Raw genomic sequence first — 15,922 nt, 5'->3', positions numbered from 1 at the left:
TAACGTTTTGAAGAAAAAAGATCCAATATGGACTAAAGCATTTATTAGTTTATTTGCAACCAACTTTTCTATTTTTATTATTTTTTACGGTTTAGTATCTGCACTTCCCCTATACGCTAAGGATGCCTTATCACGTTCGGATGAAGATGCAGGTTTATTAATGACAATCTTTTTAATATCCGCTATTATTGTTCGACCTTTCTCCGGAAAACTTCTAGATCTTGTAGGAAAACGCAAAATGCTTTGGACTACACTTTTCCTGTATTTAATATGTACAGGGCTTTATTATTTTATTGAACCTTTTAATGCGTTATTAGTATTACGATTTGTACAAGGTATTTTCTTTAGCATTGCAACGACCGCAAGCGGATCATTGGCAGCAGATAATATTCCAATATCACGTCGTGGTGCTGGACTAGGATATTTTACTATGTCCACAAATTTAGCGGTTGTTATAGGTCCATTTATTGCGTTAACTTTAATACAGGTTTTCTCTTATGACGTTTTATTTCTATCATTAACTGCTTTACTAATCCTCGGTGCGAGCTCCGCTTTAATGATCCCTGCAGATAAAGGACAAGCTAAACAGCTTCCAAAAACAAAATTAACTTGGAATGATCTTTTTGAAAAGAAAGCTCTACCAGTAGCGCTAAACGCTAGCTTGGTTGCTTTTGCGTATGCTAGTGTCCTATCTTATTTGTCTATATATTCGCAAGAAAGAGGAGTACTGCACTTAACAAGTAGTTTCTTTGCTGTATTCGCCGCTGTTATGCTTTTAACCAGACCATTTACAGGTCGTATTTTTGATGAAAAGGGTCCTAAATACATTATAATTCCAGGACTGTTTTCATTTATATTAGGACTTGTATTACTTGCATTTATGAACTCACCATTCCTATTCTTACTAGCTGGTGCATTTATCGGTCTTGGATACGGTGCTGTTGTACCCAGCTTTCAAACACTTGCAATCCAATCGACAAAGAATGAGAGAAGTGGCTATGCTACGGCTACCTTCTTCACATTGTTCGATACAGGGCTAGCAATAGGATCTTATGTACTTGGATTAATAGCTAGTAAGCTCGGATATCAAAATTTATATTTATTTTCCACTATATTCCTCGTCATTGCTGTTGCAATATTTATAGCAAGAGAGAAGAAAATGGGCCGTTTAACTTAATTGTTGAACGGTTTATCTTTTCCAATTTAATTGTCCATGTATGTATATTACTCCTGTATTTGGAAAGACTTGAATGGACATAAATTTTGGGAGGGAATTAAATGAAAAAGCAATACATGTTTATTTTACTTGCTACAATGGTCGTACTCGGAGGATGTAATTTCTCATCCGCAGATGCCGACTTAAATGAAAAAGTGGAAGTTGCATTAATAAACACTGAAGGAAAAGAAGTCGGACATGCAACGCTTACTGAACACCCTAAAGGGGTACATATCCTTTTAAAAGCAGAAGGATTAGAACCAGGAGTAAAAGCTATACACTTCCATGAAACAGCTATATGTGAAAAACCAGAATTCACTACTGCAGGAGCACATTTTAACCCAACTCATAAAGAGCACGGTTTTGAAAATCCGAAAGGCTATCACTTAGGGGATTTGCCTAACATAGAGATTGGTGAAGATGGTAAAGTAGAATTAGAGACAGTTTCACCAGCAGTGGTTTTAGCTGCAGGGAAAAGTAATTCACTTTTAGACGCAGATGGTAGTGCTATTATTATCCATGAAAATGCAGATGATTATAAAACAGATCCCTCTGGCAATTCAGGAAAACGAATTGTTTGTGGGGAAATTAAAAAGTAAGCTGGACGGTGAGTGTGATGAGAAAAGTAGGTTGGTTTTTACTTTTTGTTTTAGCCATTTTCTTCTCTAGACCATATTGGGAAGAGTATGCCGAGGACTATGTAGATCTTTCCTTTTTAACACCCGTGGATGAGTGGATTGATTCTTTAGGGGTCGGTCAATATTTGAATGAAGCAAAAACATATTTGATGGAAATAAAAAGTGAACCAGCAACTACAATTTCTTCTGATCAAGAACTTCCTACAGGTAGCGGAATAGAACTAGAACAAGTAACGCTTGGTATGAAAAAAAGCGAGATTGAGAAAATACACGGTAATGCAAAAAGAGTTAGCTTAAATGAATATAATCTAGTATGGCATACGTATCATGAAAATTATCAAAACTTCATGATGGTATCTTATGATATAAACAATAAGGTAAATGGGATGTTTACCAATCAACCATCTCAATCGTCTTTTCTAGGGATGCCTATGAATAGTACTAGAGATGAAGTACACTCGGTACTTGGTGATCCTCTCACTAAACTGAGGAAAGGTAATATCGTCTATATTCTACCAGATTCAGGGGAATATGATTTATATCTAATCGATCAGAGTTATGTAACTTTTTTTTATGATTTACATGAAAATAATACGATTACAGCTATACAAATAATCGCAAAATCGGTGGAGAACAATCAGCCCTCTACATTCGGGAAACCAACTGAAGAATTGAAAAAAGGATTTGAATTTCAGCTTTTCGATTTAACAAATGCTGCACGCGCAATCCGTGGTCTATCTATTCTTTCCTATGATCAAAGCGTGAGTAATACAGCTAGAAAACATAGTGAAGATATGGCGATTCACAATTATTTTAGTCACGAAAATCTAGAAGGTAAATCTCCATTTGATAGGATGGAAGAGGATGGTTTACTATTTACCTATGCTGGTGAAAACTTAGCTTATGGACAAGCAAGTAGTATCTTTGCTCATGAAGGTTTAATGAATTCAATTGGTCATCGTAAAAATATTTTAAGTGCTGATTTTCATAATTTAGGAGTAGGCACTGCTTTTAATGTAGAATCTACTCCATATTATACAGAGAATTTTTACTCGAAATAAGAAAAGCCCAAGCGGCCTTTTGTGCATCTTATCTTCACTATTTCCTGAGTGCTTTGGAAAATACATTAAATACACTATTATTGGAATTTTTGTGGATCGTGAAGTGACTGCGTCACTTCACGATCCATTTTTAGGTAATCTTATGGCGGGTGTTTGTTCGTCGCCCTCTTGAAATCTGTAAAGACATAATGCTTAAGGTTTTAATAATTAGAGATATAAACCTGTCCTATACATTTAAAAGCATCCGAAGATTCAATTTCGGATGCTCTGTACTTTTTTAAATATGGACACTGACTATCTTTTATAGTTCCACAGTCCCTTTATTTAAAGTGTTTTAATGCTTCGCGTTTACTTAAAGCCGCAAGTTGAGTATTTTCTACAAATTCGCGAACGATTTCTGGATTTGTTTTTGCATATTCTCTTAGTACCCAGCCTATTGCTTTTTGAATGAAAAATTCTTTAGAGGACCTGTGACGTTCAATCGTTGCAAATAATAACTCTTCATTCGTAGCAGTTTTATATTTTAATTGATGCAAAATAGAAGCACGGTTTGTCCACATATTCGAAGACTTTGCCCATTCCACCATAATAGCTTCCCCTTCTACTCTATTAGCTTTCACAATATCTCCAACTGTTTTAGGAGCAATCGAATCTACACTATCCCACCATGACTTACTTTCAATTAGCCTTTGGCAAAAAGATAGATCTTTTACAGTTAACTTCTTTTTGTACTTACTTAATAATTCGATTGCTACATAATGATATTCTCGCTCTTCTAATTGAAAAAGTGCCCATACTTCATCATGTAATAAATCCAATGAAGGAACCTCATTTTCTTTAATAAGTGCACTAAAAATCATTCTTCGTTCCGGGGTTTTGATCCCTAAAAAAGGGAAATTGTTTTTCATGTATTTTGCCATTGGTATTGCATTTTCTTCATTTTTATGCGGCTCCATATAGCTTTTAACCAGTTTCGTTGACCACTTATGCTTCATAATAAATCCTCATTTCAAATGAAATCCTTTACTAGATAAGAATTCTGCTATATGTGGACGTCTTGGCTTCTCAAGAAAATCAGCCATTGACTTAGTCCAATTTGCAACTTTTTGGTTAGATCCTCTGCTAAGATAATAATCTTCCATTGTTTGATCGTATTCCTTTAAGAGTACTTCGTATTTCGAGCTACCATATGTATTTTCATGAAGTATTGCTGTAACAGGAAGCCGAGGTTTCACTTCATTTTGTTGGTCAGGTATTCCTAATGTGACCGCAAATAATGGGAAAACCCCTTCTGGCAAATCAAATAAATGACTGATTTCAGCAGGTTTATTTCGTACCCCACCTATATAGCAAATTCCATACCCTTTAGATTCTGCAGCGATTACTAAATTTTGTGCAAATAAAGCGACATCCACTGTACCTACTAAAACATTTTCAGTCGTATCAATAATAATATCCGTATCATGCAATTTACCTGCTGCTTGAAGACGATGAAAATCTGCACATAATAAAAACGCCGCTCCCGCAGTTTCAAATTGCTTTGGGTTGCTAGATAATCTACCTAACTCTTCTTTTTTCTTATCATCTGTTACCCAGATAACGCTATATGCTTGAACAAAATGAGAGCTTGCGGCATGTTGAGCGGTTTCTATTAGCTCTGAAACTTCCTCTCTAGACAATGTATAATCTTTATATTTTCGAACGGAAGCATGATTGCGTAATAATTTTTCTACCATATGGTCTAACCTCTTTTCTTCATTTTTCTTATGTATAGTATAGCTGAATCTTGCGAAAGGAGAAAAACTAAAAGCGAATTAGATTGCCACTAACGACTCTCTAATTCGCTTTTATTTAATTTTGTATCTGCTTATTTTCTTCTGCAGTGAAAGCTCGGGATCGTGTTAAAAAGCGTTTTCCTTCGACTCCTTCAAGAGAGAACATTCCCCCTCTACCATCCACTACATCGATTATTAGTTGTGTATGCTTCCAATAATCGTACTGATTTTTATGCATATAAAACTGTGTATCTCCAATACTTCCTAACAATACATCTTGATCTCCTAAAATCAAATCACCATCCGGATAACACATGGGGGAAGAGCCATCACAACAGCCTCCCGATTGATGAAACATTAGCCGACCATGCTTATTTTTCAATAATTCAATGAGTTCCAGTGCAGCGTCTGTAGCGACTACTCGTTCAACCACCTACACTCACCCTTTCATCTAAATATTAGAAGACCTTGTATATTCCTTATCAAAAGAACCCAAGTTTGTTTTCGTTATAGCTAACAAGAAGATTTTTAGTTTGTTGGTAATGGCTTAACATCATTAAATGATTTTCACGACCGATACCAGACATTTTATAACCACCGAATGCAGCATGAGCTGGGTATTGATGGTAGCAGTTTGTCCAAACACGTCCCGCTTGAATTCCACGTCCAAAACGGTACGCTGTGTTCATATTACGTGTCCATATACCAGACCCTAATCCGTATAATGTATCATTTGCAATTTCCAGTGCTTCTTCTTTTGTTTTAAAAGTCGTCACTGACACTACCGGTCCGAAGATTTCCTCTTGGAAAATTCTCATATTGTTAGTACCTTTAAATACAGTTGGTTTAATGTAATATCCTTCAGCAAATTCTCCATCAAGCATATTACGTTCTCCACCTATTAAGCACTCCGCACCTTCTTGCTTTCCAATATCTAAGTAAGACATGATTTTTTCCATTTGTTCAGTTGATGCCTGTGCACCCATCATCGTATTTGGGTCTAACGGGTTTCCAGTTTTAATCGATTCCACACGCGCTAATACTCGTTCGATGAATCTATCATAAATTGATTCTTGAATAAGCACGCGAGATGGACACGTACATACTTCTCCTTGGTTTAAAGCAAACAGAACGAATCCTTCTACTGCCTTATCTAAAAATGCATCATCTTCGTCCATTATATCTTCGAAGAAAATATTTGGTGATTTTCCTCCAAGCTCTAATGTTACTGGAATTAAGTTTTGAGAAGCATATTGCATGATTAAGCGGCCAGTTGTTGTTTCACCCGTAAATGCTATTTTACTAATCCGTGAACTCGAAGCGAGTGGTTTTCCTGCTTCTAAGCCAAAACCATTTACAATGTTCACAACACCAGGAGGTAATAAATCCCCTATAAGTTCAATAAGTACTAAAATAGATGCAGGAGTTTGTTCTGCAGGTTTTAATACAACACAATTCCCTGCCGCAAGAGCTGGAGCTAGTTTCCATACTGCCATTAATATTGGGAAGTTCCATGGAATAATTTGTCCAACTACGCCAAGCGGCTCATGAAAGTGATATGCAACTGTATCATTATCAATTTGACTTAATCCGCCTTCTTGTGCACGAATAGCTCCTGCGAAATAGCGAAAATGATCAATTGCTAACGGTAAATCAGCGTTTAATGTTTCACGAACTGCTTTTCCATTATCCCATGTTTCTGCTACTGCAAGCATTTCTAGATTTTCTTCTATACGATTTGCAATTTTATTTAATATATTTGAGCGTTCCGCCACGGAGGTTTTGCCCCATCCATCTTTAGCTGCATGTGCTGCATCTATAGCAAGTTCAATATCTTCTGCAGTTGAACGTGCAACTTCTGTAAATACTTTGCCTGTTATTGGTGTTACGTTTTCAAAGTATTGTCCTTTTACCGGGGGTGTCCACTCGCCATTAATGTAGTTTTCATACTTGTCCTTAAATGAAACCTTCGAGCCTTCTGTATTCGGAAACGCATAAACCATTCTGTAATTCCTCCCCTTAATATCTTTTTTCGCGCATTTCACATATTATGCAAACACATAATTATGTATGCGCTTTCAAAACTACTTAAATAAAAATAGTCTAATATACATTTTGACAGATTAGATATAATATTTCAATTATTTTAATTATTCTTTTAACTAGGAAATCGTAAGCGCACTTTAGGTGCATCTTGTCTACATTATTTCCAGAATGCTTTGGACTAAACATTGGCTACACTACTACCGTTAGAGTAATGGATCGTGAACTGACTGCGTCACTTCACGATCCATTTTTTCGGTAATCTTGTGGCGAATGTTTGTCCGTTGCCCTCTTGAATTATTTGAAGTCAAGGTGCTTATGGTTTGGATAATGAGAGATAAAATGCTTTCCTATTCTTTTAAAAGCGGACAAAGATACAATTTCGTTCGCTACTTCGCTACTTTATTAATCGATACTACCTATTTTTCTCTAAATTTATATACTTTCTTATGCTTCAAAAAAACTCAAGCGTATATATTATACACTCGAGCCATTTTTAAAAAACTTATTTACTTGTCTCTCTCCTTACTATAGGAGCTACTTCCGTTGCAAGTAGTTCAATTCCTTTTGCAACCTCCGTAAATGATTGACCGCCAATATCTATTTGTGCGATAAATCGTTGATGTCCAAATAATTCATATTGATAAAGAATCTTTTCAATGATTTGTTGTGGACTACCAACAAATAGCGCTGTTTCTAGGCTTGCCATATGCTCAAAATCTTGCCGAGTAATTCTTGTTGCCATTCCTCTTTGTTTATTTACATAAGACCAATAATTGGAATAGTATGGATAAAACTCATCTTTTGCTTGCTGTGTTTCTTTCGCAATATATGTGTGTCCAGTTACGCCAACTTGTAAACTAGCTCGAGAGTGACCAGCATCTGCTCCAGCTTGTAGATACAAGTCTACAAGAGGTTTAAAATGCATCGGATCTCCCCCAAGTATAGCAAGTGCCAATCCTGTTCCAAGTCTACCTGCTCTAACTGCACTTTCTGGAGTTCCGCCTACACCAACCCAAATGGGAAGCTTTTCTTGAACTGGTCTAGGAGAAATCATAGCATTTGTAAGATTAGAACGAAAATTACCTTGCCATGTTACTATCTCTTCTCTATTTAATTGTTGGAGCAATTTAATATTTTCTTCAAATAAAGCATCGTAGTCTTGCAAGTCATATCCAAAAAGCGGAAAAGACTCCACAAATGCGCCACGTCCTGCTATAATTTCAGCTCTACCATTCGATATTTGATCTAGTGTAGCGAAATCTTCAAATAAGCGAACCGGATCCAACGTACTTATTACGGATGTTGCACTTGTTAATTTAATACGCTTTGTTACTTGCGCAATTGCAGAGAGCACAACCGCCGGGGAAGATATACTGTAATCTAAACGATGATGTTCCCCAACACCGAAAATATCAAATCCCGCCTCATCCGCCAGCTTCCCTAGTTCTATTACCTCTCTTAAACGCTGGGAAGAACTTATTGTTTCTCCAGTTAGCGGATTTGGCCCAATATCTCCAAAAGTATAAATACCGATTTCCATCATTTAAACCTCTTCTGATACGACTGTAAATCGCTCGTTTTCATGCTGAGGATTTTCAATTTCATCCACTACTGCAATTGCGTAATCAGCATAGCTCACATAGCTATTCCCTTTTGCATTTACAATAAGATTATCTTTTCCTCTTTTATAAGAACCAGTTCTTTTACCTTCTGGGTTAAAGAATGCTGCTGGACTTACAAATGTCCATTTGATTCCTTCGCTTTGTTGTAAATCTTCTAAGTTTTTACCTTGATTAGTTGCTGTAGCTAGATATTCTTTTGGGAAATCAGGTGTATCCATTACTTTAATTGTTTTTGCTTCATCTACAAATAAGCTTCCTGCTCCGCCAACTACAACTAGTTTTGTATTAGGTGCATTCTTTATAGCATTGATTAATGATCTTCCAGCTTCCACATGTAAATGTTCTTGCCCGGGAGGGGCACTAATCGCATTAACTACTACATCAAATTGGTTTAAATCTTCCCCTTTTATATTAAAGACGTCTTTTTCTACTACAGATGCATTCTCATCTTCTACTCTTGTAGCATTTCTTACGATTGCAGTTACTTCATGTCCTCTATCAGTTGCCTCTTTATAAATTAAACTTCCTGCTTTTCCAGTTGCTCCAATTACACCTATTTTCATGTATTTTCCCTCCGATAAATTAATATTAGTCGTAACCAATACAGTTACAACTATATCAAAAAAATTGAATATACTTATCCAATTTTTTGATTTAAAACTTGAACTAGTTCTTCCATCGTAATTTCTTTTAATACTGCCTCCATAGCTTCTTGAGCACGGAACAAAATTAATTCCAACACACCTTGAATATTGGCACCAACAGGACAATCTGGATTTGGATTTTCATGCATTTGAAAAAGCTCGCCAGTCTCCACTACCTCCACAGCTTGGTACACATCTAATAAAGTTAGTTCTTGTAACGGCTTTTGTAGGGTCGCACCACCAAGTCCACGACGAATATCTATAATCCCCGCTTTTTTTAGTTTACCCATAACCCTTCGAATTACTACAGGATTTGTATTCACACTTTCTGCAATCCACTCGGATGTACAAACGACACTTCGATCTAAAGTAATAAGAGATAGTATATGAACCGCCACTGTAAATCTACTACTGATTTTCATGTCTTCCACCTTCCGATGTAACCATCATAATTACATCAATAATTTTTGTCAATAAAAAAGCGCTGCATATAATGCAACACTTTCCATCTTATTTTTTAAAACGGCTTCGCAAAAATCCTATTACTCCAGGTAAAATAGAAATAAAGATAATTAGTAATAAAACTGTTGAGAAGTTATCTTTAATTATAGGGATACCTCCAAAGAAATAACCAAGTACTGTACCTAAAGTTACCCATAATGCTGCTCCAACCACATTATAAATTATAAAATAACGGTAATGCATCTGACTTGCTCCTGCAATAAACGGGGCAAAGGTGCGAATAAACGGCATAAATCGAGCTATGACAATCGTTTTTCCGCCATGTTTATCGAAAAACTGTTGGGCCTTAAACATCTTCTCTTGATTAATCCACTTTCCAAGAAAACTTTTAGGTGGAATAGAGGTCCCGACTTTTTTCCCGATTTGATAGTTCATCGTATCGCCAAGTACTGCTGCTACAAAAAAGACAATCCACAACAATGCAATGTGAAACGATCCAACTGCTGCAAATGCTCCACTTGCAAATAATAGAGAATCTCCCGGTAAAAAAGGAAAAACGACAACACCTGTCTCAATAAATACAATCAAAAATAAAATTGCATAGGACCATCCACCGAAATTTTGGATAATATCTACTAAATGCTTGTCTATATGCAAAATAAAACTAATTAACCCTTGAATAATTTCCATTTGGATTCTCTCTTTCGCAATATAATTCTTACTCATTATACCATAATATATTTATTTCAATATTATTTTACTTAACGGAGGCTTTATCCTTTAATTATATTGAAATGTTCTTTAAAATATAGAATATAAGTAATTTTTTAGAAAGAGGTTGATAACATTGGGTGACATAACAAATGGTATATGCTCGGAAGTTAAAACAGTTAAAGTCCCACATAAGAGTGCTCCCAAAAAAGTCTTGTTAGCTAGAACTATTATGATTGCCGTTGGTGCAATATTGATGGCAGTTGGATTAGAGCTATTTTTAGTTCCTAATCGAATATTAGACGGCGGAGTCGTGGGTGTATCCATCATACTTTCTCATCTTACAGGCTTTCGTTTAGGAGTTTTCATATTTATCTTGAACATCCCTTTCTTTTTCCTCGGTTATAAGCAAATAGGAAAAACCTTCGCATTATCTACACTATTTGGTATTACTGTATTATCCATTTTCACGTCGTTATTACATAAAGTCGAACCAGTAACTACAGATTTATTACTTTCCACTGTTTTTGGAGGTATTGTATTAGGAATAGGGGTTGGTCTTGTAATACGAAATGGGGGTTCACTCGATGGATCCGAGATTCTAGCAATCTTATTCAATAAAGCTCTCCCGTTCTCTGTTGGAGAAATCATTATGATTATAAACTTAGTTATTTTCTCTGTCGCTGGATTTGTCTTTACATGGGAACAAGCGATGTATTCATTTTTAGCGTACTTCATTGCATTCAAAACAATTGATATTGTTATTCAGGGCCTTGATGAATCCAAATCTGTTTATATAATAAGTGATTATATAGAAGATATTGGAGACACAATTATGGATCGTCTAGGACGTGGTGTTACGTATTTGCATGGTGAAGGTGCATTTACTGGAGACAATAAAAAAGTGATTTTCACCGTCATAACGCGATTGGAAGAAGCTAAGCTCAAATCGATCGTAGAAGAGATTGATGATCATGCCTTTCTAGCTGTTGGAAACATAGCTGAGGTTCGTGGTGGAAGATTTAAGAAAAAAGATATTCATTAAGAAAAGTCCAAGACGCTCATTAAGTGCATCTTGCCTTTACCTATAGATTAAACATTTGCTCCTGCGGTTACTCGTTGCAAATAATATTGGCTACACTATTACCGTGGAATGTCATAAGTAGCATGAACGGACTGCGTCACTTCATGCTACTGTATTCGGTAATCTTATTCTGGATGTTTGTCCGTTGTTATCTTGAAATTTGCATACACATGTTTGGATAATGAGAGATACGATCCTGTTCTACTCATTTAAAAGCAGACGAAGATTCAATTTCGTACGCAAAGCATTTTTCAGCATTACCGATTCAAGCAATCTTGAGAATAAATATTCTTAACTGTCAGCTGATCGAAAAATTGGAGAGGGGTGTTCCTTAATGACAAATAGTAGTATGAATCCTAAAGTTGATGAATTTTTAGCTAAATCCAAAAAGTGGAAGGAAGAATATGAGAAGTTAAGAAATATCGTTCTTGACTGCGAGTTGATCGAAGAGTTTAAGTGGATGCATCCTTGTTACACGTTTGAGAAAAAAAACATAGTTTTAATACATGGATTTAAAGAATATTGTGCGCTTTTGTTTAACAAAGGTGCCTTGTTACGGGATACCCACGGGATTCTAATCCAACAAACGGAGAATGTACAGGCGGCGCGCCAGATTCGGTTCACCAATGTTCAAGAAATAGTTGAAATGGAATCCATCTTAAAAGCATATATTTATGAAGCTATTGAAGTTGAAAAAGCCGGTTTGGAAGTCAACTTTAAAAAGAATACTGAATTCATAATTCCAGAAGAACTTCAAAATAAATTTGATGAAAACCCTTCCTTGAAAACTGCTTTTGAAGCATTGACGCCTGGAAGACAAAGAGCATACATTCTTCATTTTTCTCAGCCCAAACAATCCAAAACTCGACAGTCAAGGGTTGAAAAATATATCCAGCAAATTCTTGATGGAAAAGGATTAAATGATTAGAGAGCACTTATATACCTGATGATAGAAGAATAAAACTAATGCTATTATGCTAAAAAAATAATTATTCCTTATTGAATATTAATAGAAAAAAGACTATAGACAACTCGTTTTTTTCGAGTTTGTCTACAGTCTGAGACCATCAAATTGTGATGGTCTTTTTTATTTTTATATCAACTTTATTATCAGAGTATACCAAATTAAATACTTTCTTAGCTTTACACCGATGTTTCTACTTTTACTAGCATCGTCCCGTGTTCTGCTAAATTCGTATGGAATGAAAATGCCTTCTCCAATACATGAGGAGTTTGTCCACCTCTTGTTAATGCTTCCTCATAGTAACGGTTTAATTGTTCTTTATACTTAGGGTGTGCACAGTTTTCAATTATTAGTTTTGCTCGTTCCCTAGGTGCTAGTCCACGTAAATCTGCATAACCTTGCTCCGTTACAACTACGTCAACGTCATGCTCCGTATGATCCACATGTGCTACGAACGGAACGATACTAGAGATGTTACCGCCCTTTGCAATTGATTTTGTAACGAAAATCGCTACTCGAGAATTACGGGCAAAGTCACCGGAACCACCAATACCATTCATCATTTTTGTTCCAGAGACATGTGTAGAGTTAACGTTTCCATAAATATCGAATTCTAAAGCAGTATTAATAGCGATTAATCCGAGACGACGTATAATCTCCGGGTGATTTGTAATTTCCTGTGGTCTTAATACAAGCTGATCACGATATTTTTCAAAGTTTCCATATACTTGCTTCATTTTATCACTTGAAAGCGTAATGGAGCATGCAGATGCAAAGTTTACTTTTCCAGCATCTATTAAATCAAACACAGAGTCTTGCAGTACTTCTGAATATACTTGTAAATTTTCAAACTCAGAATCGATCATTCCATGTAATACAGCATTAGCAACGGAACCTATACCAGATTGTATAGGCGCAAGTTTATTTGTAAATCTACCTGCCTTCACTTCTTCACGTAAAAATGCAATTAAATGCTTCGCAATTTCTTCCGTTTCAAAATCTGGAGGAACAATTGTGGAAGGGGAATCGATATGTTCTGTAAACACAATCCCTTTTATTTTTGTTGAATCGAAAGGAATACCGATTGTCCCTATTCGATCATCTACTTTCTTTAAAGGAATAGGCTCTCTTTTCCCTTGTTCTGCTGGTTCATATAAATCATGCAATCCTTCTAATAATTCAGAGTGCCCCATGTTTATTTCTACTATAATATTTTTTGCTTGTGATACAAATGTTAGAGAGTTACCAACAGATGTAGTTGGAATAATCATTCCATCCGCCGTAATTGAAACCGCTTCCACTATTGCGAAGTCAATTGCAGGTAATGCACCCGCTCGAATCATTTCTGATGTGTGTGATAAATGCTGATCTACAAATAAGTGTTTACCGGCATTAATATTATTTCTCATTGTAGCATCTGCTTGGAATGGCAAACGCTTATTTATGATACCTGCTTCTGATAGTAATTTATCTATATCGGAGCCTAAAGATGCTCCTGTAAAAATATTCACTTTAAAATCGTCTTTTTTCGCTCTTTCTACTAAAGCAAATGGAACCGCTTTCGCATCACCTGCACGTGTAAAACCACTTAACCCCAATGTCATTCCATCTTGAATCAATGATGCTGCTTCATCCGCACCAACAACTAGACTATGTAAACTATTATCCTTAATACGCTCAAGATTTTTTTCCATCACTTGAGATCCCCCTTGAATATAGCATTTAAATAATTTTATCGTGTTTTGTCACAATTTAGATAAAAATCGATTAATATAGGTTTTATGTGCTTGAAGCAGAAAAACTAATTACTAAAACAGCATTCTTTTTCAATTTAATAATATTCTTTATTTCCTTTGAAAAAACAGATGAAAAAAACGCTTGAATTACAAGGAGTTTACCCCTTATTCAAGCGTTTATATTTAAAATCCTAATAATTTTCGAAAATAACTAGAATACGATTGGCTTACAGATATTTTTTCTTCATTATCCATCGCTAGTACGAATGTAGAATGCGTATCTGGAAAAATTTCTTTAATACGATGTACATTAACAATAAAGGATCTATGGCATCGAATGAACATTTCTCTTGGAAGCCTGTATTCAAAGTCTTGCAAAGAACTAGTATGTGTACCAGAGAATGTTTTAGTAACGATATACGTTTTACGATCTCTAGCTTCAATATATAAAACATCCGAAAAAGGGATAGGTTTCCAACCGTCCTGCGTCTTAATTGTAACAACTGATTTACCTTCCGTGAAAGTGGGATATATAGCTAAAACACAGCCTTCCAATTTTTCTTTAAACTGAAATGGTACTGCCATGCCGTGATAAGGTACCCCAAAAACTTCCCTATCTATAAATTCGGAAACCTTTTGTTTACTGTGCAAAGCTTTATATGCTATTGTTCCTTCTTTTACAGAATCTCCTGGGGTAATCTTCAAATCAATTCTCTTACTTGGGCGATAATATATATATTCCTCCATATTAGAAACTGCAATAGAAATTTCTTCTGAAAATAATTCACCAATAACATCTAAGAGTGCAACAATGGATAGATCCTTCATCCCTCTACCTCCCTTTATTCGCAAATGACTATTTCACGAGAAAACTGCTGCTTTGTTGTTATACACCGATCTGTTATTTGTAAACCTACCTTCTCTAAACGCTCATCCATCGATTCAATTGTTACAATGACTACCTTTTTAGCAATTCTTCTAGCATGCTTTAGAATGGAAAATTGTTCTTCCCAAGATGCACTGGTATATAAATTGTACGGTAAATCAATAATAGCTACATCATATGTTTCCATGATGTCCTCTATTGCACTCTTTTTTACATCACCATTTAAACCAAAATAAGCAATGTTTTCTCTTGATCCTTCGCAAACTAGTGGATTAATGTCTCGACCAACGATATGTATTCCCATCGATAGCGCTTCTACTAGTACCGTTCCTATTCCACAACAAGGATCTATTGCTCTGACTCCCTTGGGATGTGGAACAGCGATATTTGCTACTGCCCGAGCAACACGCGTGCTTAAAGCTGTAGAATACTCTCTTGGTTTTTTCACATGATGAAACCATATTGGTTTACTCTTTGTATACATACCGAAATACCAGCGACCACCGTATGGAACTACTGCGTATAGCTGGTCTGGATTGTGTAAATCAAAGTCTCCTTGCATTTCACTACCGATTGCTCGTTCTATTTGAAGACGTTCGCTATTTTCGATTTTATCTTCGCCTTGGCGATCATTAATTTTTAGGAATATCACTTTATTCGTCTCTTCTTCCGAACCAAAAGCTGCAGCCTTTGCAATGATTTCTTCCACTGTATCACCATCTATTAAAACTTCTAATCGACCTTTCAAGAATGGACTTCTACTAGGATCTATTTCCACATGGCTTTTTATTATTTTTAACTCTGTGTCTTTCCCAAAAAAAGAGCGCATCTCTAAATGACATAAAGAACGTTCTGCATCATTGTATGCATATGTATAAATGAATGCCGGTTGTCGGCTAATGTTCGTCAATATATTCCCTCCAATAGTACTTCTATTATAACACGCGATTTGCTTCAAGCGAGATACATACAGAACTGTAATATGGAGTATCCTAAGAATTCTTATCAGAAAGGCTTTAAATTTGAAAACACTATATCCAAGAGTTATAATTGTCCTGCATTCAAGTATTTTATCGT

General features: G+C 35.8%; 16 protein-coding genes. 5 read left to right on the top strand and 11 right to left on the bottom strand.

Annotated features, from left to right (window positions below):
* Positions 1-7: 7 nt before the first annotated feature.
* The 3 genes from ACFVR1_RS12705 (at position 8) to ACFVR1_RS12695 (ending at position 2,915) form a co-directional block, all read left to right on the top strand.
* Positions 8-1,177: an MFS transporter gene (locus ACFVR1_RS12705; RefSeq protein ID WP_387584489.1), complete on the top strand. Its 1,170-nt coding sequence runs from the start codon at positions 8-10 to the stop codon at positions 1,175-1,177.
* Between the two features lie 101 nt (positions 1,178-1,278).
* On the top strand, positions 1,279-1,815 hold the full coding sequence (locus ACFVR1_RS12700; RefSeq protein ID WP_387584487.1) for a superoxide dismutase family protein: 537 nt from the start codon (positions 1,279-1,281) through the stop codon (positions 1,813-1,815).
* A gap of 17 nt (positions 1,816-1,832) precedes the next feature.
* The gene (locus ACFVR1_RS12695) at positions 1,833-2,915 is read left to right on the top strand and encodes a CAP domain-containing protein (protein WP_387584486.1); all 1,083 of its coding nucleotides are present in this window, start codon (positions 1,833-1,835) and stop codon (positions 2,913-2,915) included.
* A 320-nt stretch (positions 2,916-3,235) separates the two neighbouring features.
* Here the strand turns inward: ACFVR1_RS12695 and ACFVR1_RS12690 are convergent, their stop codons facing one another.
* The 8 genes from ACFVR1_RS12690 to ACFVR1_RS12655 form a co-directional block, all read right to left on the bottom strand.
* Positions 3,236-3,910, bottom strand: coding sequence for a DNA alkylation repair protein (locus ACFVR1_RS12690; RefSeq protein WP_387584484.1), 675 nt, complete (start codon positions 3,908-3,910; stop codon positions 3,236-3,238).
* A gap of 9 nt (positions 3,911-3,919) precedes the next feature.
* Positions 3,920-4,651 carry an oxygen-insensitive NADPH nitroreductase gene (gene nfsA, locus ACFVR1_RS12685; protein WP_387584482.1) on the bottom strand — a complete coding sequence of 244 codons (732 nt, stop codon included), beginning with the start codon at positions 4,649-4,651 and terminating at the stop codon, positions 3,920-3,922.
* Between the two features lie 115 nt (positions 4,652-4,766).
* On the bottom strand, positions 4,767-5,123 hold the full coding sequence (locus ACFVR1_RS12680) for a DUF779 domain-containing protein (RefSeq protein ID WP_387584480.1): 357 nt from the start codon (positions 5,121-5,123) through the stop codon (positions 4,767-4,769).
* Between the two features lie 49 nt (positions 5,124-5,172).
* A complete protein-coding gene (gene adh, locus ACFVR1_RS12675; RefSeq protein WP_387584479.1) occupies positions 5,173-6,693 on the bottom strand; it encodes an aldehyde dehydrogenase in 1,521 nt (506 codons plus the stop codon).
* Between the two features lie 545 nt (positions 6,694-7,238).
* Complete coding sequence (locus tag ACFVR1_RS12670; RefSeq protein WP_387584477.1) at positions 7,239-8,276, bottom strand: LLM class flavin-dependent oxidoreductase; 1,038 nt, start codon at positions 8,274-8,276, stop codon at positions 7,239-7,241.
* A gap of 3 nt (positions 8,277-8,279) precedes the next feature.
* Complete coding sequence (locus ACFVR1_RS12665; RefSeq protein ID WP_387584476.1) at positions 8,280-8,921, bottom strand: NAD(P)-dependent oxidoreductase; 642 nt, start codon at positions 8,919-8,921, stop codon at positions 8,280-8,282.
* 74 nt (positions 8,922-8,995) lie between these two features.
* Complete coding sequence (locus ACFVR1_RS12660) at positions 8,996-9,424, bottom strand: Rrf2 family transcriptional regulator (protein ID WP_387584474.1); 429 nt, start codon at positions 9,422-9,424, stop codon at positions 8,996-8,998.
* 88 nt (positions 9,425-9,512) lie between these two features.
* Positions 9,513-10,154 carry a VTT domain-containing protein gene (locus tag ACFVR1_RS12655; RefSeq protein ID WP_387584472.1) on the bottom strand — a complete coding sequence of 214 codons (642 nt, stop codon included), beginning with the start codon at positions 10,152-10,154 and terminating at the stop codon, positions 9,513-9,515.
* Between the two features lie 253 nt (positions 10,155-10,407).
* Between ACFVR1_RS12655 and ACFVR1_RS12650 the strand changes: the two genes are divergently transcribed.
* Both ACFVR1_RS12650 and ACFVR1_RS12645 read left to right on the top strand, forming a co-directional pair.
* On the top strand, positions 10,408-11,220 hold the full coding sequence (locus ACFVR1_RS12650; RefSeq protein ID WP_483880169.1) for a YitT family protein: 813 nt from the start codon (positions 10,408-10,410) through the stop codon (positions 11,218-11,220).
* Between the two features lie 373 nt (positions 11,221-11,593).
* The gene (locus ACFVR1_RS12645; RefSeq protein WP_387584470.1) at positions 11,594-12,187 is read left to right on the top strand and encodes a YdeI/OmpD-associated family protein; all 594 of its coding nucleotides are present in this window, start codon (positions 11,594-11,596) and stop codon (positions 12,185-12,187) included.
* Positions 12,188-12,402: 215 nt separating this feature from the next.
* Here the strand turns inward: ACFVR1_RS12645 and scpC are convergent, their stop codons facing one another.
* The 3 genes from scpC to ACFVR1_RS12630 all read right to left on the bottom strand — a co-directional run bounded on the left by scpC (position 12,403) and on the right by ACFVR1_RS12630 (position 15,755).
* Positions 12,403-13,917 (bottom strand): succinyl-CoA:acetate CoA-transferase ScpC, encoded by a 1,515-nt coding sequence (scpC, locus tag ACFVR1_RS12640; RefSeq protein WP_387584650.1) that lies wholly within the window; start codon positions 13,915-13,917, stop codon positions 12,403-12,405.
* Between the two features lie 225 nt (positions 13,918-14,142).
* Positions 14,143-14,787 (bottom strand): LytTR family DNA-binding domain-containing protein, encoded by a 645-nt coding sequence (locus ACFVR1_RS12635; protein ID WP_387584469.1) that lies wholly within the window; start codon positions 14,785-14,787, stop codon positions 14,143-14,145.
* Positions 14,788-14,801: 14 nt separating this feature from the next.
* Positions 14,802-15,755 carry a TRM11 family SAM-dependent methyltransferase gene (locus ACFVR1_RS12630; protein ID WP_387584468.1) on the bottom strand — a complete coding sequence of 318 codons (954 nt, stop codon included), beginning with the start codon at positions 15,753-15,755 and terminating at the stop codon, positions 14,802-14,804.
* Positions 15,756-15,922 lie beyond the last annotated feature (167 nt).

Source organism: Psychrobacillus sp. NPDC058041 (assembly GCF_042885655.1).
Classification (GTDB): Bacteria; Bacillota; Bacilli; order Bacillales_A; family Planococcaceae; genus Psychrobacillus.
Note: the sequence above shows the minus strand (reverse complement) of the source record. Positions and strands in the feature narration are given on the sequence as shown.